The organism is Thermoanaerobacterium sp. PSU-2 (assembly GCF_002102475.1).
GTDB lineage: Bacteria > Bacillota > Thermoanaerobacteria > Thermoanaerobacterales > Thermoanaerobacteraceae > Thermoanaerobacterium.
This window is the reverse complement of record NZ_MSQD01000006.1, coordinates 121,079-145,514: the sequence shown is the minus strand read 5'-3', so window position 1 is coordinate 145,514 and position 24,436 is coordinate 121,079. Positions and strand designations below refer to the sequence as shown.

Sequence of the window (24,436 nt, the reverse complement as noted above, 5' to 3'; positions counted from 1 at the left end):
CTTTATACTATTTTTCTATTTTCAAATATCTGACTAATATTGACGCTGTTTCAGCTCTTGTAAGATCGCCGTTTGGATTAAAGTATCCATTATTGCCCTTCATCAAATCCAGTCCATAAGCGATTGCCACGTATCCTTTTAAAGAACTGTCTACGCTATTGGCATCTTTTAAGAAGTCTAATGTGTAGATGCTATTTATGTCAGCAACATATTTTAAGCCAAGACTTCTTACGATGAATTTTGCTGCTTCTTGCCGAGTCACTTTAGAATCAGGTTTTATCTCGCTTTCTGTGATGATTTTGTTGTTAATTGCTACGTTGTAGTAATTATCGTAGTTTTCATCATCGTTGGAGCTAAGAGGTATTATTATGCTATTTGGCTGATAGGATTTTACCAGCATTTTTATAAAATCTTTTTGCAGTATATAGTCATTTGGCATGTACTTGCCATCTTTTCCATCCACTATGCCGTACTGTAATAGAAGTAGTATGTCTTTCTCTGCCCAATTTCCAGCTATATCTGTAAATTGATTGCTTTTATCCTTTTTAATTGGATTTCCTGAGAAATCGACATAATCTCCCGTCTTTGCGTCTATTAATCCATTGAAGTTGCTCAGTTGATATACAAGTTTTACATCTTGTGGAGGTGTATCATATACTTTGTCTGGTGCGTAGTAGATGATGTAGGTAAGCTGTAAGTCGCTATTTTTAAACAAAGAGTCGTATGCGTCATCAAGGCTTATTATGTTTTTACTGTCTGGCAAATTTACATTTATCCAGCTATAATTGTATGATACTATGTCGCCAGTGTACTTATTGACGCCTATATATATGGAATCAAAAGGACATTGTATTCCATTTGCCGTATACACGTAACTGAATGACATATACGGAGAATTATCATAAGGAGATGTTGGAACGTCTTGATATTCCATTTGTTTAAATTTATCTGGCTGTATCTTGTTTAAGTATTCCTCGGCTATGTCTTTTAACTGATCTTTCGTGTATTTCGGTGTTTTACCTTGAATGTTATTTTCACTGCTGTCGCTTCTTGTAAATGTCATTAATTCACCTGTTGTAGCATCAACTGAAGCCGTTATATAGTTGTAGTTGCTTCCATCAGAGTATGACCAAGCAAAATCCCAAATTGCGCTGTCAGAGTTTGAGCTATTTTTAAAAAGATTGGAAGATGTAAGGCTGTACTGAGATCCTATTGTAAATGGAAGTTTTTCTTTTGCCATTTGAATGGCCTTGTCTTTTGAGATGTATTTTGAAATGTCGTCTACGGCTTTTTGTTCTTCAGGAGACAAGACTTGTTGCGAATTAGCCGATTTTGTAGCCATACCACCTGTTCCATCGGCTAAGGGACCGTAATAATTTTGTGGTAAGATTGCTCCGCTAATGGCATCAATAGGCTGATTGTTTACAAGTGCGTAAACTAATATTGCTTGTGGTTTTGGATCATTGTTTCCGTAAACATCTTTGTAGACCACATTGTACTGCAATCTAAGGCTGTTGTTGCTTTTGTATATTTCTATTGCTTTATCTTTTGAAATAGCTAATTTAGGATCGGGGAAGTTGTAATTGTCATTCCACGTCAAGTAGTAAGACTGAACTTCTAAAGTGTTTTTGTTTACTTCTATTACTATGTGATTTCCTTGAAAAGTGATTCCATTTACCACCTGTGCAAAATTGAAAGAATACGCGTTACTGTAGGCGATTTTTGGGCTTATGCCCAGGTAATCGTCGCTTTCCTGCTCTTTCGTTTCCTTAAATTTTTCTGGGATAACTTTGTTTAAAAAGTCGACTGCCACTTTTTTGGCATCATCCCTTGAGTATTTAGGTATGACGCTATTTGGACTGTTGCCAGGCTTATAAAAGCTGTAACCTGTTATCTCTCCCGTGTCTGCGTTTATATTTACAGTGATGTTGCCATTTGTGCTGGATGTCCATGTTAAATACCATGTTTTGTTGCCATCGCCTTCATAGTAATTGGAGTTAAAGCTGTACCCATCTGTTGGTAAATTTAACTTTTCTTTGGCAATTTCAATGGCCTGCTTAAGCTCAATTTTGCTGTTTGTCTGGGCCAATACGGCATGAGGAACAGCTGTTATTAAGATAAACACAGCAGCAATTAAAATAGCAAAGAGCCTTTTCATGAATAAACCTCCTCTTTATTCTTAGTATTCTATATCAACTTATTAGACGTTTTATCCGCAAAAAAAGTTCCCCAAAAATATTAAATTCTGCTTAAAATATTCCAAACGTTAGGGTCTTCTTGACCAAGCCTCCAGACAGCTATACCTGATATGCCGTATTGAGTTACTAATGGCAGTTTTGCCTGAAAACTTCTGGCATCTTCAAACCATACGGTGTGTTTTATGGAGTCCACTGTATAAGTATACGTGGATTCTTGAGCCGTCTCGTCGTATTCGATTTTGACGCCGAGATTTTTAGCTGTCTCTATGGCTTGAAAGTAAGATAATGTCCTTGGGTAGTTTGAGCCTTCTGCCCAGTCGTAGCCGTAGACTGCCATGCCAAGCCAAATTTTTTTAGTTTCAATAGATTTTGCAGCGTAATCTAATACACTGCGGACAAACCCTATTGATGCAATAGGTCCAGGCTTCGAGAAGTGTTCATCGTATGCTAATACGTATGCTTGATCTGTAAATTGGCTTAAGACAGTGTATTGAAATGCGCCTGAGAAAGGATGCCTTGGGTTGTCCTCTGTTTCTGCCGGCAATGAAATCGTGACAATTTTGCCAATACTTTTTAAGGCATTATAAAGCTCTTCCATAAATGCGTTAAGATTGCTTCTGTCTTCTGGTGGCACAAACTCAAAATCTATATTTATTCCTGGATAGTTATTTAATAATGCCATGTTTGCTATATTGTTTACTAGTATGTTTCTTAAAGAAGCATTGGATATTAAGTCATGTATAAGCTGTGATTTTTTCGGATCAGAATAATTGTGTACAATAGGAAAGATAGGTAAATTATTCTGAGATGCTATGCTTTTGACGTCTTGCGATGACATATCTGCCAGTGTGCCGTCTGGCTTAACGCCGTACCAGAAAGGTATAAGCGTCGTGATTTGAGATATGTGTTCTCTTAAATCATCTATAGCGCCTGCTGCTATATCAAAATACCATTTGTTATCCATAACAATACCTCCCGAAATATTATATTTCATAATACGCTATTATATATCCTTTGTGATTTATGACGATTTGCAAAATTTTGCTTCCAAAAAGACATTGCATTGAGTATAATTTATAGTAAGTGTTTGTATTTAATTAACAATGATTAATAAATCGTCAAATATATCAAATAGGGGGTGCTAGATTTTTAACGAAGATTTGAAAGATTTACAATCATTTACAGGATGGAGTAAGTTCACCTAATGTTGACAAAGTAAATTAATTTAAGATATTTAAGGAGGTCTCAGCATGGATAAAAGATTGTACCGCTCGAGAAACCAGGTTATCTTGGGAGGCGTGTGTGGTGGCATAGCAGAGTATTTCGATATAGATGTGACGATAGTGAGGCTTATATGGGCTTTGATTGCCTTGGTGGGAGGTTCTGGCGTTTTACTTTATATAATTGCCTGGATCGTCGTTCCGGAAAATCCATATCAGCCAAAAGATGATGATTATAATGTTGGAAACAATAATGACCATGAAGTTGAAAGGCCAAAGATTTCTTCAGGCAGGAAAAGCAGTGAAGTATTTGGATGGATTTTGATCGCTTTGGGATTATTTCTTCTCATCAGGATATTTATGCCATGGTTTGATTTGAGGATTTTTTGGCCGGTGCTTCTTATAGCATTTGGACTTTTATTTATATTTAAAAAATAATGGTAAAACTATCGGATTTCCGATATTTTACCATTTATCAAATAAATTCAGCTTTTTTGCTATTAAGTAAAAGATAAATATGGCAATAAGCAGTATAAGCCCGCCGAAAAAACCTATTGCCTGTTTTGGAACGGTTAGCGTCGATAATAGGACGGCTGCCAATAAAATTATGGTGAGCCATGGTCTTAATGGAAACCCGCGCCTTTGGCATTCAAAGTAATCCGGGTTTTTCTTTTTAAGCATAGGCCTGTATTTGATAAAAGTGTACAAGATGATGATCCAGTTAAAAAATTGTATGAATCCTGTTGCGCTCGTTATATATTCGTAAACATCTTTAGGAAGGATGTATGAAAGCACGACGGCAATGAGAAGTCCGAAACTGCTTATCAAGAGGGCGTAGATAGGTACATCTCTTTTACTTAGCTTGCTTAAAAAAGTCGGCGCAAATCTTCCTTTTCCTAAAGAATACATGACTTGCGTTACTCCGTACATAGCTCCATTCATAGTAGTCAGTGCTGCCGTAAGGATGATGAAATTCATAATTGAATCGATATATGGTATCTTTGTAAATGAAAGTAGCTTGATAAAGGGGCTTTCTTTTGTGGATACTTCATACCATGGAATTACCCCTAAAAGCACGGCGATAGATGATAGATACAATATCGATAAGAAAAGCACGATGTACCTTCTCGCTATAGGCACATATTTTTTTGGCTTTTTCGTTTTTGATGCTGTCATGGCGGTGACTTCTATACCACCAAATGGTATTAAAGACATAAGCATCGCACCTAAAAATCCTTTAATGCCATTTGGCAAGATGCCTCCATTGATGTAGTAGTTTTTAAAGCCAATATTGCCTTTATTGCCAAATGCTCCGAAAAGTGCGAATACGCCGATGATAGTAATTATGAATAAAGCAGATATTTTTATAGTTGAAAACCAAGCTTCTACAGTGCCAAAATTTTTTGTGCCTAATGCGTTTACACAGATTACCATGATGGAATAAATTAGTGCGAATATCCACAGTGGAACTTTGGGGAACCAAAACTTAGTAAAGATTGCTGATGCCGTAACTTCGCTGGACATGATGAATACACCTGCTGTCCAGTAGACCCATCCACTTAAAAATCCGCCTATGTCGCCTAAGGCTTCTTCAGCATATACCCTGAAAGAGCCGTCAACAGGGTTTGCGACGATCATTTCAGAAAGGGCGCAAAAGACTTCAGACATTATAAAAGCTGAAATCAGATAATCCAAGAGGACTATTGGCCCTGCCGTATGAATCGCTATGCCGCTTGCCAAAAAGAATCCCGCTCCCAGTATTCCACCTACTCCTACTAATACAAGTTCGTTAACAGATAGATTTCCTTTTTCCAAAGCAATACCTCCATTATACAATTCATTCTATGACTTACTTTTTATTATTTGTAATTATCATGCGTTTTATAAACTTGAATTTTGGTTATACATGATGTAAAATTTCATTTATCAAAAATTATTCTGGAGGAAAGCCATGAAGTATTACATTTTAAATAGATTTGAAAGATTGTTTTTGTATTTTGTTACATTTATCACTTTATTAAGTGTAGCTATATTGTTTGTCCTCGTCTTTGTAGATGTCAACATGAAAGGTATCAATGTAGAGCTGTCTGTATTGTGGTGGATACTTTACATAGTCTTGTCTGTGGCATTATCAGTTGCACTATTTTCTATAGGGATTTCTCAAGTCATTTTACTTGAAGATTATTTTGTCGTATCATTGGGCATCATGGGGTTTACCAGAATAAGATACGACAACATTGCTGAAATAAATGAGGTAGAGAAAATAACCAATTATAAAAGAGGTATTAGCGTAAAGAACGATGTTTGCAGTTTGATCATTTCGAAAAAAGATTTATTAGAAGTGAAATTAAAATCACCCATTAAAATTTATTACTTTTTGTTGTTTGACAGATATGCAAGTAACGTTGTCTTTTCAGCACCAAATTTGAAGATATTAAAGAAAGAAATAGACAAAAAAATGTGATTCATATTTTCACAAATTTTATCATAGATAAAGTATTAAGCGCGCCTTTAAGAGCATGTGCTTTATATCGATAAAATTTGTGAAAAGAGGTGCAACCATTGCAAGCAAAAAACAGATTTGTCATAGTATTTGTAATTTTTAGTGTTTTGGCTTTTAATACAACAACATCTTACGGTTTTACAAATAATATAACAGTCAATATACCGTCAAGGACTATTTATTTTGTATCACAAATGATGTCAAAACTTTATCCAATAGCAGTTGGCAAAATCGTTTCTACATCACCATTGGGAACATACAGAATCATAAATAAGCAAGTCAATCCTAAATGGATATCGCCGTGGACTGGTGAAGTGATACCATCAGGACCTGACAATCCTTTGGGATACAGGTGGATGGGCTTTTACAGTGATTATGGAATACATGGAAATAACATGCCTTCATCTATAGGTACTTTGGCATCATCGGGATGTATAAGGATGTATGAGGCAGATGTTGAAGAACTTTTTGACATGGTAAACTACGGCGACATTGTAAATATCGTATATCAAACGATGTTTATAAAGACTTCTCCAACTGGTGGCAAAGCGTTATTTGTGTATCCAGACTTTTATAAGAAAGGCTTAAATACGAGACAATCCATTAAAAGCCAATTGCAAAATTACGGTATAAAAGTAAGCTATGATACATTTGAGAAATTGTACAAATACATAAATGTGAAAGACCCATTGGTGTTTTCGGAAGGATATAAAGTTGTCAAAAGCAACGAGCTTGTCAGTAGCGATGTGTACAGATCCCAGGATGGCCAGTTTTATATGGATGTGGGTGATCTAAAAGGTTATTTAAACATTGATGACGAGAAAATTAAGGATTTAAAATCTGTTTCAGTAGACAATGTAAGCTATGTAAACATTGATGATATAGCAAACTTGACGGGTTTAAAGTTCGTTGTAGACAATGATACAAATACGATTAAAATGATTGGCAATGTGATTTACTATGATGGCAAGTTTTTGTCCACTACTAATTATGTAGATTATCAAAATAGAGATATTTACATTCCAATCAAAGAATTTTTTACTGCAGCAGGACATACAGTGGAATGGGATTCGCAAAAGGGAGTTATTGTAGATGGCAAAAGTATTAAATACAAAATATACGAAAGCAAATCGTACATAAACCAAAAAGATTTGAAAAGTTTATATGGGTTAAATATCATTATAGATTCATCATCAAATAAAATATACATTAAGCGCGATTAGCGCTTTTTTTGTGCTTATTAATAAATCTGTTAGAATAAAAATGACAGATCGTTTGGAACTTATCACTGCTTTTTTCGTCAAATCATATCGAGGGGAGGTTTTATTGTTGGATGAAAGACAGCTCCTTTTTAAAGCGCAGGAAGGAGATATTGAATCATTTGAAAATGTTATAGTATCTTATCAGAATTACATTTACAATGTCATATACAGGATCGTTGGAAGCAAGGAAGATGCGTTAGATTTAACACAGGAGACGTTTATCAAAGCGTTTGTAAACATAAAAAAGTTTAAAGGAAAAAGCGAGTTTAAGACGTGGCTATACAGGATCGCTGTAAATACTTCTCTTGATTTTATTAGGAAGAGAAAGAGTGTTGAAGAGCAATTGGATGACATAGGTGATTTTAAAACGCCTGAAGATATTTTCGATGACAAGATGACCAGAGAAATAATCATGAATGAATTGAATAAGCTTAAAAATGATCACAAGATCGCAATAATACTTAGAGATATAGAAGGGCTTACATATAACGAAATAGCAAAGATAACAAATTCAAACATTGGCACGGTAAAGTCCAGGATATCAAGAGCCAGAAGCGCCCTGAAAGAAAATCTCAAAAAGATTCCGGGCTTTATAAATGTTTTTGAGGAAAGGAGGCAAGTGTGATGCAATGCTATACAGTCAAAAAGCTATTAAATCTATATATAGATGAAGAACTAAAGGAAAAGTCGATGAATAGTATACAGGTACATTTAGATTCATGCGAAGAATGCAGATTGGAGTACAACGAGCTTCTATATACAAAAAGGCTTTTGGAAAATATGCCTCCTTTAGAGTTGCCAGATAATTTTGGCGAAACATTGCATAGTAAATTGGTTGAAGAAAAGAAAAAATTGGATATCATGCATAACCGTCGAAGGTCTCCGAAAGGGATTTTTGCAATTGCTGCTGCCGTTATCACTTCAATATTTGTATTGTCATTTGGATTTAATTTTTTGATGAATAATATAAATGATAGAGCTTTTAAAGGATCATCTGAGACATTTTTAAACACGAAAAGTGCTGCAAATTATTCAACGGAGGCGTCTACAGGCGGAAAGGAAGCTGCGCCAAATCTGAAAAATGATGTTTACAATGGTTTAAATCAGATAAATAGGGGCTTAGACTCAGGCTACGAGAGAAAAATAACAAAAGATGCTGTGATATCCATTGAGACGAATTCAGTAGATGAAGGTTATGACAAGATTTTAAACATAAGCAAACAGTACAACGGGTATATTGAAAGTACAAGTGAAAATACTTCAGAAAATGGACAAAAGACAATCAACATCGTGCTAAAGATTCCTGCTGATGATTTTGAGTATGCCGTATCAAACATTAAGTCTTTAGGCCATGTCAAGACAATAAGGATAAACGGCAGCGATATTACAGAGCAATATTACGATGTTCAAGCACGAATAAAAAATTTAGAGATACAAGAGGAAAGCCTACAAAGCTTGATGAAAAAAGCTTCAAATATTTCAGACATACTGCAGATTGAAGACAAATTAAATGATGTGCAGACCCAGATTGATTCGTACAAAAGTCAGATAAAGCTGTGGGATAGCATGACAAACATGAGCACTATTAATTTAACTTTCCTGTCAGTTGTCCCTCAATCTGCGATAGGTAAAATCTTTGATGAAAGTTTTTTTAAAGATGTTTTAAATGCAGGAGCAAAAAGCCTCAATGTATTTTTCGAATTTATAAAGTATGTAATTGTGATTATTATATACCTATTGCCATTTGCAATGCTTATATATCTTGCATATAAAGGATATAGATTGTTCAAAAAATAATCATGGACAATTTACATCCTCTTTTTTTTGCGGTATATTAGATTACAAGAAGTTAAATAGGAGTGAGTGTATGTCGAAATTTTTGATCATAGATGGTAATAGCTTGATGTACAGGGCATATTTTGCTCTGCCTGATTTGATGAATAGTGAAGGAATGCATACAAATGCAATATACGGTTTTTCAATGATGCTTCTTAAATTGCTGGATGAGGAGAAGCCGGACTACATAGCAATAGCTTTTGATAAAAAGGCCCCTACATTTAGGCACAAGGAGTACAGTGCTTATAAAGGAACTCGGCAGTCGATGCCAGAGGAACTTGTAGAACAGGTGGATACTCTGAAAGATGTGATAAGTGCGTTTAATATAAAAACCATCGAGATAGAGGGATTTGAAGCAGATGACATCATCGGGACAGTATCAAACATTGCATCGGAGAGTGGGATGGATGTGCTTATCGTCACAGGCGATAGAGATGCGCTTCAGCTTGTATCGACAAACGTAAAAGTAAAAATATGCAAAAAAGGCATAACACAGATGGACGAGTATGATGAGAAGGCAGTTTTTGAAAAGTACGAAGTAACGCCACTTCAATTCATAGATCTAAAAGGGCTTATGGGAGATAAATCAGACAATATTCCCGGTGTACCAAATATAGGGGAAAAGACGGCCATAAAGCTTATTAAGGAATTTGGATCAATTGAAAATTTACTAATGAATACAGATAAGTTAAAAGGGAAAGTAAAGGAAAATATAGAAAATAATGCAGAATTAGCTGTTTTAAGCAAACGGCTTGCTACGATTGAAAGAAATGTTCCTATTGATATTGATTTGAATGAATATGTGGTAAAAAATTACGATGTTAATAAGCTTAAAGAGTTATTTGAAAAGTTGGAATTTTCAAGTCTCATTGCAGATTTAAAGGACGATAGTCGTGATGCAAAGGATATTAGAGAATGGCCTGTAAGAGATTTTACATACGTTAAAAATGTTTTGGAAAAGTTTGATGTTTTGTCACTGTATCCGTTCATATATGAGGGAAAGATAAAAGCAGTATCGTTTGCTTGTGGTGATGAATCATTTTTTGTAGAGATTGATGATTATGACAATTTTAAATTGCTTAATAACGAGAAACTTACTTTGATAGGACACGATCTAAAAGATTTTTTGGTGAACATTTCATACTGCGGCATTGAAATTAATTGCAAGATTTACGATACGGCCATAATGACATATCTTTTAAATCCGTCTGAGTCAAATTATGACATAAGTCGGGTATTGAAAAAATACTTGAAAGAGGATTTGCAAAGCATAGATGACATAGTGGGTAAGGGCAGAAATAAAAAGAACTATGACGATATTGATAAAAGGCTTTTAATTGATTATATGTGTTCAATCGCAGCAAACTTATCCAAGTTGAAAGATAAGCTCATGTTGTTTATAAGAGAGATGGATATGGAAGATCTTTTAAATAATGTTGAAATTCCGCTTATTGAAGTGTTAAAATCTATGGAGGTATACGGCTTTACTTTAGATAAGGATGTACTTAGAAGTATTTCTAAAGAAATAGATGAAAAGACAGATAAAATTGTAAAAGATATTTACGATGTTGCTGGATACGAATTTAATATTAATTCTACAAAGCAGTTGTCAGAATTTTTGTTTGACAAATTAAATTTGCCAGCAATAAAAAAGACTAAAACAGGGTATTCAACTGATATGGAAGTTCTTGCAGAGCTTATACCATATAGCGAAATAGTAGGAGAAATAATAGAATATAGACAGCTTATGAAGCTTAAATCTACGTACATAGATGGCTTCATTCCTATCATGGATGAAAATAACAGGGTTCATTCTACGTTCAAACAAACTGTTGCTGCGACAGGGAGAATTAGTTCAACAGAGCCTAATTTGCAGAACATACCTGTAAGAGAAGAGTTTGGCAGAAGAATAAGAAAGGCATTTGTATCGAGCCATGAAGATGGGCTTATAATATCTGCTGATTATTCTCAAATTGAGCTTAGGGTTCTTGCACACCTTTCTGAGGACGAAAAACTTATTGAGTCATTTTTGAACAATGAGGATATACATTTGAGGACGGCATCGGAAGTTTTTAAGGTTTCAAAAGAAGAAGTGACAAATGAAATGAGAAGGCGAGCAAAAGCTGTCAATTTTGGTATTGTATATGGTATAAGCGATTACGGCTTGTCTAAAGACTTAAAGATATCGCGAAAAGAAGCGAAAGAATACATAGATAATTATTTTGATAGGTACAAGGGCGTCAAAAATTACATCGACTCAATAGTCAAATTTGCAAAGGAAAATGGGTATGTTACGACAATCTTAAATAGGAGAAGATACATACCGGAAATCAATTCAAAAAATTTTAACCAAAGGTCTTTTGGTGAGAGAATGGCGATGAATACACCTATTCAAGGCAGTGCTGCGGATATAATAAAGATGTCGATGGTTAAAGTGTACAATGAATTAAAGGAAAGAGGATTGAAATCGCGACTCATTCTTCAGGTGCACGATGAGCTTATAATTGACACACATCCTGATGAAATTGAAATAGTCAAGGAGCTTTTAAAATCGATAATGGAAAATGTCATAAAGTTAAGAGTTCCTTTGGTCGTAGATATAGGGCAAGGGAAAAATTGGTATGATGCAAAATAAAAGTGTCTTTTGGACACTTTTAAATTATATAGATTGGAGGTGCGATGGTGAAGGTAATCGGATTGACAGGCGGAATAGCGTCAGGGAAAAGCACCGTTTCATCCATATTAAAAAGCCTTGGAGCAGTAATAATTGATGCGGATGTAGTTTCAAGAGAGATTATGATAAAGGGTACTGACACATATAATATATTAGTAAGTGTGTTTGGAAGAGAAATTTTGCGAAAAGATGGCGAGATAGACCGGAGAAAACTGGGTAACCTTGTTTTTGCTGATAAAGAAAAATTGAATAAATTAAATGAAATTACGCATCCGGAAATAATAAAAAGGATAAAAGATATAATAGAGGAAGAGAGAAAAAAAGGCAAAGAGAAAGCCATCGTGCTTGATGCAGCATTGTTAATTGAGATGAAGCTTTTTAATATGGTAGATGAAGTATGGCTTGTGGTTGTTGATAAAAAGACACAGATTAGAAGGCTTATGAAAAGAGACAATTTAAGCTATAAAGACGCACTGAACCGTATTAAAAGCCAGATGTCTATAGAGGACAAAATGAAGTACGCAGATTTTATAATTAATAACTGCAAGGATTTTAATGCCATAAAAAGACAAGTTGAGCTGTTGTGGGGGCGCTTTTCAAAATAGAACATCTGGAGGTATTATATTGAAGTTTAAAAAAGTCATATTGGTGATAGTAGCAGCGATTACTGTCTTGACGGTATATGGAGTTAAGACAAAGTGGTTTCTAAAGCAATTATATCCTAAAAAATACAGTCAACAGGTGTACTTCTATTCAAATCAGTATGGAGTAGATCCTAATTTAATTTTTGCCATGATAAAGGCAGAAAGCAATTTTAATCCTGACAGCGTTTCAAGCAAAGGGGCTATAGGCCTTATGCAAGTGATACCTGAGACAGGAACTTGGGTTGCTAATTACATAGGCATTAAAAATTTTAGCGTTAATATGCTTTTTAATCCAGATTACAATATAAATATAGGAACATGGTATCTAAAATACCTTTTAAAACAATTTAATAATGATGTCACTTTGGCAGTAGCCGCATATAATGGAGGAAGTGGCAATGTTTCAAATTGGTTAAAAGACAAGAGGTACTCGGAAAATGGCAGCAATCTCAAGAAAGTGCCTTTTTCAGAGACGGATAAGTACATTAAAAAGGTGCTTAAGTATTATAAGATTTACACAAATTTATACAGATAGTTTGAAACATTGCACAACATTATGTTGCGAGGGATCATAAATGGATTTTGGGGTTTTGATTCTATCCATCATGTTGTTTTTCAGCATTATAGGAAAAAACAACAATGTTGCGGCTGCTATTCTAATGCTTCTTTTTATTAAACTTATGAACTTGGAAATAATTAATCAATTTGTATCGAAAAATGGCATGAATCTTGGTATAATAGTATTGACTATGGGAGCCTTGTCACCTCTTGCAATGAGCAAAGTATCAGTTGATGATTTTTTAAATGCTGCAAAAAGCATGGAAGGGGTTATTACAGTTATTGCTGGGATAATTGTAGCTGTATTGGCATCTATAGGCCTTAATGCCATGAAAGTAGATACAAATGGTGTTGTAGGTGTTTTGCTGGGTACTGTGATTGGTGTAAGCTTCTTTAAGGGAGCACCGGTTGGACCAATGATAGCCCTTGGCATTACGACAATCTTACTTAGGATATTTAGATTATAGAGAGGGAGAAGAATACATATGAAAATTATAAAGCATCTTGAAGACTTAAGGGAAGTTAAGGTGAGTAGCGATAGGGAATTTTTTTCTGCCACACATGACGAAATAAAAAATGGCGCGACTACAGACGTTTATTTTCTAAGGACGCAAGATATTTTAAAGCATTTAGGAATAGACGGGAAAGTCGTTACGGCAGAGATATTTGCAAGAAAAAGTGGTGTTTTTGCAGGGTTGCCTGAAGTAAAAAATGTCTTAAAAGATAAAAACATTGAAGTGTGGTCTATAGATGAAGGAGAGACTTTTGAACCAAAAGAGACTGTTATGAGAATCATTGGACCGTACAGCGAGTTTGGTACGTATGAAACTGTGATATTGGGTATGTTGGCAAGTTCATGCGGATGGGCTACTGCAGCAAGAGAGCTTAAAGAAGTTATTCCAGACAAGCCTTTACTTTGTTTTGGTGCAAGACATGTGCATCCTGCAGTGGCTCCTGTCATGGAAAGGGCAGCACTAATAGGTGGCGCTGATGATGCCAGTTGCATATTAGGCGCGAAGCTTTTAGGACGCGAGCCAAAGGGGACAGTACCACATGCGGCTTTTCTGATAGCTGGCGACACTCTTACTATAGCTAAAGCTTACAGTGAGATAACGCCTAAAGATGAGAAAATAACTATTTTAGTAGATACATTTAAAGATGAAATTGAAGAATCATTGAGGGTGGCTGAATTTTTAGGAGATAGGTTGTATGGCATAAGATTGGATACGCCGTCTGAGAGAGGAGGCGTAACGGCAAGCCTTGTGTATGAGCTTAGGCAGAGGCTTAATCAAAAAGGATTTGACAATGTCAAGATCATTGTGTCTGGTGGGCTTACACCAGAAAGGATAAAAGAGCTTGCATTAAGCGGTGCAGATGCATTTGGCGTTGGCAGCTATATATCAGATGCATCTCCTATAGACATGACGATGGATATTAAAGAAGTAGAAGGAGAACCTATTGCAAAAAGAGGCCGAATTCCTGGAAGGATAGAGAATGCAAAATTAAAAAGGATAATATAGACAGGCATGAATTCATACTTGTCTATATAATATTTACTGAATCGCAATTTATGCAAAAAGGTATTGACACAAACAAAAAAACATTATATAATGACTAATGTGCTGACGATATTGTGACGCGGGGGTGGCGGAATAGGCAGACGCGTACGTTTGAGGGGCGTATGGAGTTTTCCGTGCGGGTTCAAGTCCCGCCCTCCGCACCAAAATGAAAATAAATATTTTACATAAAAAAGCCTTTCAAAAGGCTTTTTTTAATGCCATTTTACCATTATAATTGACATGAATACAATCGCAACAATCGTCGTTGTCGTTATAAAGATCGATGCCAGTTTGGTGTTTAGATTTCTCTCATCAGAATATATGACTGCTACAAGCGCTGTCGGCATGATGGTCCCTAACATTATAGCTTTAATTGTCATCGATGCAGTATTGAAAAACATAGGCAAGACAAAAAACAGTGCTATGCCTGGCGCATATTTTATGGCAAGTCCTTTAACTAGTGATAAAATTTCATCCTTTTCTAAATTAAAATCAAGAAAATACCCTATTACAAACAAAGCTAATGTTGTATTCGGCATCGAAATTTGCTCTGCCAGGTTGACGATTAAACTTGGGAATTTAACACCCATGATATTCAAAAGGAAGGCTATTATATAAGTGTCAAAAGGTACAAAGTACAAGATCTTTTTAAATACTTTTTTCAGATCTAATTTATCACTCTGAGAAAATGCGTATGCAGCGATATATGCGATTCCAAAGACATTAAATGAATTTCCCATGTCAAACATTGCGATGTGCAAAAGACCATTGTTGCCATAGATTTGTTGGACAAACGGGAAAGCAAAAAGACCTATGTTGTATCCGCAGAGAGATATGATCAAAGTACCTTTTGTTTCTCTTTTTAAATTTGCGTTTCTAAAGGCTAAAAAGCCTATAATAAAAGTGATGAAACCAAAAGCAAAGCCTGATAATGTCAAAACGAATAAGTTTGTATTTACTTTTGTAGTCAAGAAAACTTTTGCGATGCTGGCAGGCAATGTTATGTAGATTATAAAACTATTCAGGACTTTTCCTGTTTCCGCAGGTAAAAATTTCATTTTCTTTACTGCGTAACCAAAAAATATTATGATGATGCTTATTGCGATTTTTTGAAGTATGACTATTTGGCTCATTTATATCCTCCTTTTCGTACATCAAGTAAAATTATACTACAATAAGCCGCTTGTTTATAGAGATTGTAACAAATTTATAAATTTTTTATAAAATATATTAAGAGTTTATTAAAAAAATCTTAAAAAATTATTATGAAAACATTGACTTTATTAGTCGTTTTTGATAAAATAAAAGAAACTTGTACATATTAGCAATCTTGCCGAATCCTATTTAGGTACGGAGGATTTTTCATGTTTGGGGTTAATCTGCCATATGCAGTAGGGGTACCTTCTATCCCGCACCCGTCAACTAACTCCGGAGGCAAAAGGAAGGAGATTAGCTATGAATAGCAAATTAGGTAAATTTATTTTTGGTGTATCCGTTTTCGGTATGACGATGGTGGGTTCTTCGATGCTTACACATATTTATGCAGCAGATCTGGGAAGTGGCGTTGTCATTGGAAACGGTGTAAATGTCAGAAATGGCGGAAGCTTGTCGTCAAAGGTTATTACACAGTTAAACTATAGCGATGTGGTTACAGTGATTGGACAGGATAATGGCTGGTACAACATAAAACTTTCAGATGGAACTGTGGGCTGGATATACGGCAAGTACCTTTCATTAAGGTCTTCAAGTACGGTGTCAAGGGGTGATGTTGATAGAAGCATTGCCTCGAGGCTTATTGACTTTGGAAAAGAGTTTTTAGGAACGAGGTATGTTTACGGTGGTGAATCTCCATCGGGTTTTGATTGTTCCGGTTTTACTCAATACGTCTTTAAAAGCGTCGGAATTACTTTGCCGAGGGTAGCTGATGATCAAGCTACAGTAGGTACGTACGTTGACAGAGCTAATTTGCAGCCTGGAGATTTGGTGTTTTTTAAGACATTAGGGAGCAGCATAATAAACCATGCTGGGATATACATAGGAAATGGACAGTTTATGCACGCTTCATCTGGTGCTGGAAAAGTCATGATAAGCTCTTTGTATGAAGACTACTACAGCGCTCATTATGCTACAGCCAGAAGAGTTATACAGTAAATATGCATAAAGACAAAAAGGCACTTTCATGTGTCTTTTTTTGATGCATTTTTAGGTGATATTTATAGTTTGTTGACTATTTAAGCATATTAATATATCATTATATATTGTATAAAATTTGCATTTGTATGGAAGGAGTTAACCTAAATGGGGTTTGTAAGGGACGATATAAGGAATGTAGCTATAATAGCGCATGTTGATCATGGGAAAACAACTTTAGTAGATGGAATGCTTAAGCAAAGTGGCATTTTTAGACAGAATGAGAAAGTCGAAGAAAGAGTAATGGATTCAAATGAATTGGAAAGAGAAAGAGGAATAACTATTCTTTCGAAGAATACTGCCATAAGGTACAATGGTGTAAAGATAAACATAGTCGATACGCCTGGACATGCTGATTTTGGCGGCGAGGTAGAACGGGTACTAAAAATGGTTGATGGTGTATTATTGCTTGTAGATGCTTTCGAAGGACCAATGCCTCAGACCAGATTTGTATTAAGCAAGGCTTTAGAGCTTAATTTAAAACCTATAGTAGTTGTGAACAAAATCGATAGACCTGATGCAAGGCCAGAGGAAGTCATCGATGAAGTCCTTGATCTTTTTATTGAATTGGGTGCTGATGATGATCAGATTGATTTTCCTGTAGTATATGCTTCTGCCAGAGAAGGCATTGCTAAGTTAAGTTTAAAGGATGAATCAGTAGATTTGCGTCCTCTTTTTGATACTATCTTAAAAGAGATTCCGGCGCCAGAAGGTAATATAGATGATCCACTGCAGCTTATTGTTACCACACTTGACTATGATGATTACATTGGAAGAATCGCCATTGGAAAAGTGGTTAGAGGTAAAATCGTATCAGGTGAAAATGTGGCAATATGCAAGAGAGATGGGTCTTTGCAAAATGTTAAATTAAGCAATCTGTATCAATATGAAGGTTTGAAAAGGGTGCAGGTTGATGATGCTAAATTAGGTGATATAGTAGCTGTATCAGGTATAAGCGACATTGAGATTGGAGAGACGATAGCCGACCCAGAAAAGCCAGAGGCTGTAGATTTTGTTGAAATAGAAGAGCCAACCATTTCCATGACATTTGGCGTAAATACGAGTCCGTTTGCAGGTAGAGAAGGCAAATACGTAACATCAAGGCATTTAAGAGAAAGGCTTTTTAAAGAGCTTGAAACGAATGTAGCATTAAGGGTTGAGGAGACAGAAACGACAGAAGCATTTAAGGTGTCTGGACGTGGCGAGCTGCATTTATCCATTTTGATAGAGACTATGAGGCGTGAAGGATATGAGCTTCAGGTATCTAAGCCATCTGTGATTATAAAGGAGATAAATGGTGTCAAGCACGAACCTATTGAGCTTGTTACTATTGACATACCAGAAGATTACATGGGTGTAGTCATGGAAAAGATGGGCTCAAGAAAAGGAGAGCTTATGGATATGCACACTTTAAAACCTGGTACATTAAGGCTGAAATTTAAGATACCGACAAGAGGCCTCATAGGATATCGCTCTGAATTTCTTACTGATACCAAGGGAAATGGGATAATGACATCTATAATCTATGACTATGAACCGTACAAAGGGGATATACCTACAAGATCGAGAGGGTCTTTAGTGGCTTTTGAAGCTGGCACTACAACGACTTATGGACTTTACAATGCACAAGAAAGAGGAACTCTTTTTGTAGGTCCAGGCGTCGAAGTGTACGAAGGCATGATAGTTGGTGAAAACTCCAGAAGTGACGATATAGATGTCAATGTATGTAAGAAAAAGCATGTTACTAATTTGCGCTCTGCTACTGCAGATGAGGCATTAAGACTTTCACCTATAAGAGAGATGTCTCTTGAAGAGGCTTTGGAATTCATCGCTAATGATGAGCTTGTGGAAGTTACGCCTAAAAGTATAAGACTTAGAAAAAAGATATTAAGCTCGCAACAAAGGTATAAAAATGCTAAATATAAACAATAAAAGGGGTATGACCCCCTTTTTTATTTTGAACCATCGGATGTATCATTCAGTATTTTGCTTATGTAGTTTACGGTTTCTTCATAGGGTGGTATGCCGTTGTATTTATTTACGGATTCTTCTCCTGCGTTGTATGCTGCTAAAGCCAATGCGGTATTGTTGTATTTATTAAGCAATTGGCTCAGCAGTTTTGTCCCACCATCGATATTTTCTTCTGGGTTAAAAGGATTTGTCACACCTAAATACTGAGCTGTTGACGGCATTAACTGCATTAGGCCCATTGCGCCTGCACTTGATACAGCATAAGGATTGTAGTCTGATTCGGCTTTTATGACAGCATCTATCAAATCCTTGCTGACGCCGTATTTTTTTGAAGCCTCATCTATATAGCTTTCTATTTTGTCTTTTGATACGCCAGTCATATCTGGCGTTTTATTATTAAAATCAATTGTTTCTGATTTTATATCTTCAGTTGAAGTGGTGCTTTCGCTTATCAATTCATTTAAGATGTTCTGAAATGAATTGCTTTTATCCACGAGGTTTATTTTTACAGGCAATCGCGATTGTATATCGCTAAATCTGCTTTCGATGATCGAATCTACATAGTCCATTTTCAAAAACCTCCTCATATTTTTTATAATTCGACATAAAATTTAAAAATCCTTTTTCGTTTTAAAAAATGAGAATATAGTCTCAAATAATGAATGATTTGTAAAAAGGATTTTAGTGATCGGTGTAGAATATATAATTAGGTGATTTATGTGTATACAGATGAAGAAAACAAGAAAAATGCAAGATTAGGTTTTAAAAGGGTTATATTGCTATTGGCTTTATCAATAGTAGCATCTATCGGAATAGGATTTGCAATTTCTCAGTATGCTATAAAGCCATATCTGGCTAAGCTGTCTGAAAAAAATGTTTATTCTTATTCTGTGAAAGTGCCACAGTTTAATTATTACGTTGTAAAAATAGGCCAGTACAGCGATGAAAAAGATGCTTCATATAATTTGAATTTGCTTACCATGAAAGGGATCTACGGAGAAATCCTTAAAGATGGTGAAAATTATATTTTGTGTTTGGGACAATTTATGGACAAAAAAGATGCCGATGATTTCAGCTTAAAGCTTAATAAAAGTGGCATTAATTCATCTGTGGCTTTGTACTATGGACCTGTTTATCAGGTATATTATGAAAAAAATTCAGAAAAGAATGTAAAGGAAGTAATTGATAGGTTAAATGTTTTTTTAAACAGTTTGTCACATTTATCACAGCTTTCGTATAAAATAGCTTTTGGAACTGTCAGCGAAAAAGATATTGATGATACAGAAAAGTACTTTAAAAAGTATAGCAATATGACTTATAATATAAATATAGATGAAAATTTAAAAAAGATTTTAGATGATACAAAGGCGATTAATAGTCAAATTTTAAACAATTTTAGCGATATAAAGACATCGTTTGAATTAAATGACGGAAATGCTTACAGGTTAACTCAGAAGCTTCTTATGGATTCCATAAAACAGTATTATGACAGCATGAGTTCTTTAAAATAGGGGAGTGTAGCATGAAACTTGAGGAAGTGAAAGAAATATTAAATGCGGAAGTGCTTTGCGGCCATGATAGATTATCTGAAGAAGTAAACACGGCATGTGGTGCAGACTTGATGAGCGATGTTTTGGCTTCAAAAGATGAAAAATCTCTGCTTTTAACAGGACTTACAAATGTTCAAGTTGTTAGGACAGCGGAGGTCTTAGGCGATATAGTGTGCATCGTCTTTGTGAGAGGTAAAAAGCCTGGACCTGAGATCTTAAAAATGGCAGATTCCGCATCGATAGTAATTATGAAGACAGATTATCCGCTTTTTATCGCTTGTGGTCTTTTATATAAAAATGGACTTAATTGTGGGAGTGAATTTTAATTGTGAAGCCGTATACAATGGATTTTGATGTCAAAGCAAGAGATTTTTCATCCGCAGGAGAATCGTCAAGCAAGTTCCGAAAGACGCTGCTTATGCTTTCAATACCATCTGACATAGTTAGAAGGGCATCAATTGCAGCTTATGAAGCCGAGATGAATATAGTCATTCATTCTTACGGAGGCAAGATGCATTTTGAAATATATTCTGACAAGATTGTGATAATTGCTGAGGATACAGGCCCTGGCATAAAAGATTTAGAGCTGGCTATGAAAGAAGGATATTCCACAGCGCCAAAAGAGGTGATTGAGATGGGATTTGGCGCAGGAATGGGTCTTCCAAACATGAAGCGAAATGCCGACACTATGGAAATAGTTAATCACGATGAAAGCGGAACGAAGATCGTAATGACGATTAATTTTTAAATTCTAAGGTGGTTGTTTTCAATGTATTTTCATTCTGTGACTCTTGATAGAGATAGATGCAAAGGTTGTACCAATTGTATAAAAAGATGTCCTACTGAGGCGATACGTGTAAGAGACGGAAAGGCAAAGATAATAAAAGAGAAATGTATTGACTGTGGAGAGTGCGTAAGGGTGTGTCCTTATCATGCTAAAGTCGTGGTGACAGATGATATAGGCATGATGGAAAATTACAAGTATAAAATCGCTCTTCCTGCGCCTTCTCTTTACGGACAATTTAAAGACATGACAATAGGTGACATACTGACATCTTTGCAGTCATGCGGGTTTGACGAAGTTTTTGAGGTTGCTTATGCTGCTGACATCGTATCGTATATAACGAGGAATATAGTAAAGACGAAAGATTACAAAAGACCTATTATATCATCCGCATGTCCTGCTATTGTCCGGCTTATTCAACAGAGATTTCCTTCGCTGATGGATAACATTTTAGACATAATGCCGCCTGTTGAGGTGGCTGGGAAGATTGCCAGAGATGAAGCTAAAAAGAAAACAGGGTTAAAAGATGAAGAAATAGGGGTGTTTTTCGTATCGCCGTGTGCTGCAAAAGTCACTAGCGTAAAAAATCCTATAGGCATTGAAAAGTCGTATATAAATGGTGTTTTCTCTATGAGGGATGTCTACAGCATGATATTAGACAAAAGAAAATTTGTTGAGAAGAAAATCGATCATACTTCATCGATGATAGGCGTCGGATGGGCAAATGCTGGCGGTGAATCATACGGTACATCATTGGAAAATTGTCTTTTTGTAGATGGAATTCAAAATGTCATAGGTGTATTGGAGGATATTGAATTAGGAAAATTAGACGACATTGATTTTTTTGAAGGTCTTGCTTGTGTTGGTGGATGTGTAGGAGGACCTTTGACTGTCGCAAATAATTTTGTTGCTAGAAACAGGATAATGAAATTGAAAGAAAAATTAAACAAGGATGAAGCTACAAAAAAATATATAGAAGTTGATTTTAATGAGTTTATGCTAAATGTCAAACTTAAAAAAAGCGATGTCTTAAATTTAGATGAAGACATAGACAAAGCTATTGACATGATGAACTCAATTGATGAAATCTACAAAAGTTTGCCAGGACTTGATTGCGGTTCTTGTGGTTCTCCTGGGTGTAGAGCTCTTGCAGAAGATATAGTAAAAGGATTTGCCAGCGAATATGATTGTATCTTTAAACTAAAAGACAGGATAAAAATACTGGCAGAAGAAATAAACAAGCTTTCTATTAAAATTCCGCCTGTAATAGGCAGTGATAAGGAGGTAAAACCTTGAAAGTAAAGGATATATTAAGCCATGAATTTACCTTGGTAGCGGGTGAGGGAGGCATAGAAAAGGAAGTAAGCAATGTCTATGTGTGTGATTTATTAAGCTTTGTTATGTCACATGTGAAAAGTGGAAGTGCATGGGTGACGATTCAGACGCATGTGAATGTGATTGCGGTTGCTGTTATGACAGAGATAAGCTGCATCATCATCTGTGAAGGCGAAAAACTTGATGAAAATGCTAAAGAAAAGGCTGATGATGAGAACATACCTGTTATAGCGTTTAATGGCAGTTCATATGAAGCAGCGATTAAATTGAGCGAGATGATTAAATGAAGTTTTACTATGACTTGCATATTCATTCATCATTATCGCCATGTGCCGACGATGATATGACGCCTAATAATATCGTCAATATGGCTTTAATAAAAGGGCTTGATGTAATATCTTTGACAGATCACAATTCAACTAAAAATGTAGAAGCCGTCCATGAATTATGCCGGCAAAAGGGAATAAAGTTTATACCAGGCATAGAAGTTCAGACAAAGGAAGAAGTTCATGTGTTATGTTATTTTTTTGATATTCTTGACTGTTTGAATTTTGGCGAAATGATTTATAACAGCTTAGACTGCGTAAAAAATAACAAATATCTTTTTGGAAATCAATTGATTATGGATAAAGACGACAATATTGTGGATGAAGCAGAAAAGCTGCTTCTATCTTCCAGCAGCTTTTCTGTTGATGAAATCTTTAGAATGATGGATGGCATTGGTGCTGTTGTGCCTGCTCACATAAATCGCACTTCTTACAGCATCATTTCAAATCTCGGTTTTATACCAGATATACCAAATCTTAAAACTGTCGAAGTGTCTTCGACATCGATTGACAATCGCATTGTAGATGAATGTATAAAAAAGTATAAAGTGCTCACTTCTTCTGATGCTCATCATTTAGGACATATAAGCGAAAGGGTAAATTGCTTTGATTTAGATGACTTGGATATGGTAGTTGACTGGATGTGCAAGTAAAGAAAACATATCAAATTAGTCGGGATTTATCAGAAAATAAAAAAATTTTTATTTTTACCTGTTAAAAAAATAATTAACATATGGTATAATAATTATGTCCTATTTTGCAATTTTAAAGATTTTTTTAAAAGGAGGGTATTAGATGCAGGCAATCTACGAAAAATTCAGTGAAGAAAATATAAACAAGTTAAAAAAAGTTATAGACCAGTTGAAAGATACAGACGGTTCTTTAATTGCTGTCATGAATGAAGCTCAAGAAATATTTGGCTATTTGCCTATAGAGGTTCAGCAATTTATTTCAGAAGAAATGAATGTACCGTTGACAGAGATATTTGGCATTGCGACTTTTTACTCCCGCTTCACATTAAAACCGTCCGGGAAGTACAAAATCGGTGTTTGCCTTGGTACTGCTTGTTACGTAAAAGGTTCCGCGATGGTTCTTGACAAATTAAAAGAGAAGCTTGGCATAAGCGTAGGTGATGTGACAGGTGATGGCAAGTTTTCTCTTGAAGCCACTCGTTGTTTAGGCGCTTGCGGTCTTGCACCTGTAATGATGATAAACGGAGAAGTTTTTGGCAGATTGACACCTGACGATGTTGAAGATATATTGAAGAAATTTGACTAGATATGAAAGAGTTGTCGCTTTACATTTTAGATATTGCTCAAAATAGCATAAAAGCCGGTGCAAAAAATATATCGATCAAGTTAGAAATTGATCATAAAAAGGATTTTATGCGTTTAAGTATTGAAGACGACGGATGTGGAATGGACGAAGAACTTTTAGAGAAAGCTTTTGATCCATTTACAACAACGAGGAAAGAGCGAAAAGTCGGATTAGGTTTGCCATTTTTTAAAGAATTAGCCCTTCAATGCGGCGGAGATGCAAAAATAAAGTCTCAAAAGGGCGTTGGCACTTATGTGGAAGGGACTTTTAAACTTTCAAGTATCGATTTGATTCCAATTGGCGATATACCTTCTACTTTAATTTCGCTTATAGTCTCTGATAGTGATGTTGACGTTTTGTTTGAAATTATATCAGATGGTAGAAAATTTTCATTTAATACTTTGGATATTAAAAAATTGCTAAACGGCGTAAAGATTACAGAGCCTTCTGTATTGCAGTGGTTAATTGAGTATCTTGAAGAAAACATAAATTGTGTCATGGAGGTGTAA

General features: G+C 35.5%; 25 protein-coding genes, 1 tRNA gene and 1 riboswitch. Of the genes, 21 read left to right on the top strand and 5 right to left on the bottom strand.

Translation table 11 applies throughout. The features are described 5' to 3' along the window. Window positions 1-7: 7 nt before the first annotated feature. Together BVF91_RS06750 and BVF91_RS06745 are read right to left on the bottom strand one after the other, a co-directional pair. On the bottom strand, window positions 8-2,158 hold the full coding sequence (locus BVF91_RS06750) for an S-layer homology domain-containing protein (protein WP_085112688.1): 2,151 nt from the start codon (window positions 2,156-2,158) through the stop codon (window positions 8-10). 80 nt (window positions 2,159-2,238) lie between these two features. After that, a complete protein-coding gene (locus BVF91_RS06745) occupies window positions 2,239-3,162 on the bottom strand; it encodes a glycosyl hydrolase family 18 protein (RefSeq protein WP_085112687.1) in 924 nt (307 codons plus the stop codon). 286 nt (window positions 3,163-3,448) lie between these two features. On the opposite strand from BVF91_RS06745, the gene BVF91_RS06740 reads away from it, so the two are divergent. After that, entirely contained in the window at window positions 3,449-3,856 is a 408-nt protein-coding gene (locus BVF91_RS06740) for a PspC domain-containing protein (protein ID WP_085112686.1), read from the top strand. A 27-nt stretch (window positions 3,857-3,883) separates the two neighbouring features. On the opposite strand, the gene BVF91_RS06735 is transcribed toward BVF91_RS06740, so the two are convergent. Then, the gene (locus BVF91_RS06735) at window positions 3,884-5,233 is read right to left on the bottom strand and encodes an amino acid permease (RefSeq protein WP_085112685.1); all 1,350 of its coding nucleotides are present in this window, start codon (window positions 5,231-5,233) and stop codon (window positions 3,884-3,886) included. 136 nt (window positions 5,234-5,369) lie between these two features. On the opposite strand from BVF91_RS06735, the gene BVF91_RS06730 reads away from it, so the two are divergent. The 10 genes from BVF91_RS06730 to BVF91_RS06685 all read left to right on the top strand — a co-directional run bounded on the left by BVF91_RS06730 (window position 5,370) and on the right by BVF91_RS06685 (window position 14,618). Continuing rightward, complete coding sequence (locus BVF91_RS06730) at window positions 5,370-5,882, top strand: hypothetical protein (protein ID WP_085112684.1); 513 nt, start codon at window positions 5,370-5,372, stop codon at window positions 5,880-5,882. A gap of 98 nt (window positions 5,883-5,980) precedes the next feature. Next, window positions 5,981-7,144 (top strand): L,D-transpeptidase family protein, encoded by a 1,164-nt coding sequence (locus BVF91_RS06725; RefSeq protein ID WP_085112683.1) that lies wholly within the window; start codon window positions 5,981-5,983, stop codon window positions 7,142-7,144. Between the two features lie 106 nt (window positions 7,145-7,250). Next, window positions 7,251-7,808 carry an RNA polymerase sigma factor gene (locus BVF91_RS06720; RefSeq protein WP_085112682.1) on the top strand — a complete coding sequence of 186 codons (558 nt, stop codon included), beginning with the start codon at window positions 7,251-7,253 and terminating at the stop codon, window positions 7,806-7,808. Next, on the top strand, window positions 7,808-8,980 hold the full coding sequence (locus BVF91_RS06715; RefSeq protein WP_085112681.1) for a DUF4349 domain-containing protein: 1,173 nt from the start codon (window positions 7,808-7,810) through the stop codon (window positions 8,978-8,980). The genes BVF91_RS06720 and BVF91_RS06715 overlap by 1 nt, the downstream gene beginning before the upstream one ends. Before the next feature lie 70 nt (window positions 8,981-9,050). After that, entirely contained in the window at window positions 9,051-11,654 is a 2,604-nt protein-coding gene (polA, locus tag BVF91_RS06710) for a DNA polymerase I (protein WP_085112680.1), read from the top strand. A 47-nt stretch (window positions 11,655-11,701) separates the two neighbouring features. Further along, complete coding sequence (coaE, locus tag BVF91_RS06705; protein WP_085112679.1) at window positions 11,702-12,298, top strand: dephospho-CoA kinase; 597 nt, start codon at window positions 11,702-11,704, stop codon at window positions 12,296-12,298. A gap of 19 nt (window positions 12,299-12,317) precedes the next feature. Then, complete coding sequence (locus BVF91_RS06700; protein ID WP_085112678.1) at window positions 12,318-12,872, top strand: lytic transglycosylase domain-containing protein; 555 nt, start codon at window positions 12,318-12,320, stop codon at window positions 12,870-12,872. Between the two features lie 40 nt (window positions 12,873-12,912). Then, window positions 12,913-13,362 carry a DUF441 domain-containing protein gene (locus BVF91_RS06695; protein WP_085112677.1) on the top strand — a complete coding sequence of 150 codons (450 nt, stop codon included), beginning with the start codon at window positions 12,913-12,915 and terminating at the stop codon, window positions 13,360-13,362. 18 nt (window positions 13,363-13,380) lie between these two features. After that, the gene (locus BVF91_RS06690) at window positions 13,381-14,415 is read left to right on the top strand and encodes a nicotinate phosphoribosyltransferase (RefSeq protein ID WP_085112676.1); all 1,035 of its coding nucleotides are present in this window, start codon (window positions 13,381-13,383) and stop codon (window positions 14,413-14,415) included. A 118-nt stretch (window positions 14,416-14,533) separates the two neighbouring features. After that, window positions 14,534-14,618: transfer RNA gene (locus tag BVF91_RS06685), tRNA-Leu, on the top strand. Between the two features lie 48 nt (window positions 14,619-14,666). Here BVF91_RS06685 and BVF91_RS06680 read toward each other — a convergent pair. After that, window positions 14,667-15,587 carry an AEC family transporter gene (locus BVF91_RS06680; protein ID WP_085112675.1) on the bottom strand — a complete coding sequence of 307 codons (921 nt, stop codon included), beginning with the start codon at window positions 15,585-15,587 and terminating at the stop codon, window positions 14,667-14,669. Window positions 15,588-15,775: 188 nt separating this feature from the next. Beyond that, a riboswitch (cyclic di-AMP (ydaO/yuaA leader) is annotated at window positions 15,776-15,906 on the top strand. Window positions 15,907-15,909: 3 nt separating this feature from the next. Between BVF91_RS06680 and BVF91_RS06675 the strand changes: the two genes are divergently transcribed. Further along, window positions 15,910-16,605: a C40 family peptidase gene (locus BVF91_RS06675; RefSeq protein ID WP_085112674.1), complete on the top strand. Its 696-nt coding sequence runs from the start codon at window positions 15,910-15,912 to the stop codon at window positions 16,603-16,605. 147 nt (window positions 16,606-16,752) lie between these two features. Beyond that, a complete protein-coding gene (gene typA / locus BVF91_RS06670) occupies window positions 16,753-18,576 on the top strand; it encodes a translational GTPase TypA (RefSeq protein WP_085112673.1) in 1,824 nt (607 codons plus the stop codon). A 20-nt stretch (window positions 18,577-18,596) separates the two neighbouring features. Here the strand turns inward: typA and BVF91_RS06665 are convergent, their stop codons facing one another. Then, on the bottom strand, window positions 18,597-19,184 hold the full coding sequence (locus BVF91_RS06665; protein WP_085112672.1) for a lytic transglycosylase domain-containing protein: 588 nt from the start codon (window positions 19,182-19,184) through the stop codon (window positions 18,597-18,599). A 150-nt stretch (window positions 19,185-19,334) separates the two neighbouring features. Here BVF91_RS06665 and BVF91_RS06660 point away from each other — a divergent pair, with 150 nt between their 5' ends. The 8 genes from BVF91_RS06660 (at window position 19,335) to BVF91_RS06625 (ending at window position 24,436) form a co-directional block, all read left to right on the top strand. After that, on the top strand, window positions 19,335-20,126 hold the full coding sequence (locus BVF91_RS06660) for an SPOR domain-containing protein (protein ID WP_085112671.1): 792 nt from the start codon (window positions 19,335-19,337) through the stop codon (window positions 20,124-20,126). A gap of 11 nt (window positions 20,127-20,137) precedes the next feature. Beyond that, on the top strand, window positions 20,138-20,491 hold the full coding sequence (locus tag BVF91_RS06655) for a DRTGG domain-containing protein (RefSeq protein WP_085112670.1): 354 nt from the start codon (window positions 20,138-20,140) through the stop codon (window positions 20,489-20,491). A 2-nt stretch (window positions 20,492-20,493) separates the two neighbouring features. After that, a complete protein-coding gene (locus BVF91_RS06650; RefSeq protein WP_085112669.1) occupies window positions 20,494-20,913 on the top strand; it encodes an ATP-binding protein in 420 nt (139 codons plus the stop codon). 21 nt (window positions 20,914-20,934) lie between these two features. Next, window positions 20,935-22,245, top strand: a complete 1,311-nt coding sequence (locus tag BVF91_RS06645; protein WP_085112668.1) for a [Fe-Fe] hydrogenase large subunit C-terminal domain-containing protein — start codon at window positions 20,935-20,937, stop codon at window positions 22,243-22,245. Continuing rightward, entirely contained in the window at window positions 22,242-22,571 is a 330-nt protein-coding gene (locus BVF91_RS06640; protein ID WP_085112667.1) for a DRTGG domain-containing protein, read from the top strand. The genes BVF91_RS06645 and BVF91_RS06640 overlap by 4 nt, the downstream gene beginning before the upstream one ends. Next, window positions 22,568-23,263, top strand: a complete 696-nt coding sequence (locus tag BVF91_RS06635; RefSeq protein ID WP_085112666.1) for a PHP domain-containing protein — start codon at window positions 22,568-22,570, stop codon at window positions 23,261-23,263. The genes BVF91_RS06640 and BVF91_RS06635 overlap by 4 nt, the downstream gene beginning before the upstream one ends. Window positions 23,264-23,405: 142 nt before the next feature. Continuing rightward, on the top strand, window positions 23,406-23,888 hold the full coding sequence (locus BVF91_RS06630; protein ID WP_014758973.1) for an NADH-quinone oxidoreductase subunit NuoE family protein: 483 nt from the start codon (window positions 23,406-23,408) through the stop codon (window positions 23,886-23,888). A gap of 2 nt (window positions 23,889-23,890) precedes the next feature. Further along, window positions 23,891-24,436, top strand: coding sequence for an ATP-binding protein (locus BVF91_RS06625; protein WP_085112665.1), 546 nt, complete (start codon window positions 23,891-23,893; stop codon window positions 24,434-24,436).

Excerpts from the sequence above, each read along its gene's own strand:
- BVF91_RS06750 (WP_085112688.1), bottom strand. The coding sequence starts at position 2,158 with ATGAAAAGGCTCTTTGCTATTTTAATTGCTGCTGTGTTTATCTTAATA.
- BVF91_RS06745 (WP_085112687.1), bottom strand. The coding sequence starts at position 3,162 with ATGGATAACAAATGGTATTTTGATATAGCAGCAGGCGCTATAGATGAT.
- BVF91_RS06740 (WP_085112686.1), top strand. The coding sequence starts at position 3,449 with ATGGATAAAAGATTGTACCGCTCGAGAAACCAGGTTATCTTGGGAGGC.
- BVF91_RS06730 (WP_085112684.1), top strand. The coding sequence starts at position 5,370 with ATGAAGTATTACATTTTAAATAGATTTGAAAGATTGTTTTTGTATTTT.
- BVF91_RS06715 (WP_085112681.1), top strand. The coding sequence starts at position 7,808 with ATGCAATGCTATACAGTCAAAAAGCTATTAAATCTATATATAGATGAA.
- polA (WP_085112680.1), top strand. The coding sequence starts at position 9,051 with ATGTCGAAATTTTTGATCATAGATGGTAATAGCTTGATGTACAGGGCA.
- BVF91_RS06695 (WP_085112677.1), top strand. The coding sequence starts at position 12,913 with ATGGATTTTGGGGTTTTGATTCTATCCATCATGTTGTTTTTCAGCATT.
- BVF91_RS06690 (WP_085112676.1), top strand. The coding sequence starts at position 13,381 with ATGAAAATTATAAAGCATCTTGAAGACTTAAGGGAAGTTAAGGTGAGT.
- BVF91_RS06680 (WP_085112675.1), bottom strand. The coding sequence starts at position 15,587 with ATGAGCCAAATAGTCATACTTCAAAAAATCGCAATAAGCATCATCATA.
- BVF91_RS06675 (WP_085112674.1), top strand. The coding sequence starts at position 15,910 with ATGAATAGCAAATTAGGTAAATTTATTTTTGGTGTATCCGTTTTCGGT.
- typA (WP_085112673.1), top strand. The coding sequence starts at position 16,753 with ATGGGGTTTGTAAGGGACGATATAAGGAATGTAGCTATAATAGCGCAT.
- BVF91_RS06665 (WP_085112672.1), bottom strand. The coding sequence starts at position 19,184 with ATGGACTATGTAGATTCGATCATCGAAAGCAGATTTAGCGATATACAA.
- BVF91_RS06655 (WP_085112670.1), top strand. The coding sequence starts at position 20,138 with ATGAAACTTGAGGAAGTGAAAGAAATATTAAATGCGGAAGTGCTTTGC.
- BVF91_RS06645 (WP_085112668.1), top strand. The coding sequence starts at position 20,935 with ATGTATTTTCATTCTGTGACTCTTGATAGAGATAGATGCAAAGGTTGT.
- BVF91_RS06635 (WP_085112666.1), top strand. The coding sequence starts at position 22,568 with ATGAAGTTTTACTATGACTTGCATATTCATTCATCATTATCGCCATGT.
- BVF91_RS06630 (WP_014758973.1), top strand. The coding sequence starts at position 23,406 with ATGCAGGCAATCTACGAAAAATTCAGTGAAGAAAATATAAACAAGTTA.
- BVF91_RS06625 (WP_085112665.1), top strand. The coding sequence starts at position 23,891 with ATGAAAGAGTTGTCGCTTTACATTTTAGATATTGCTCAAAATAGCATA.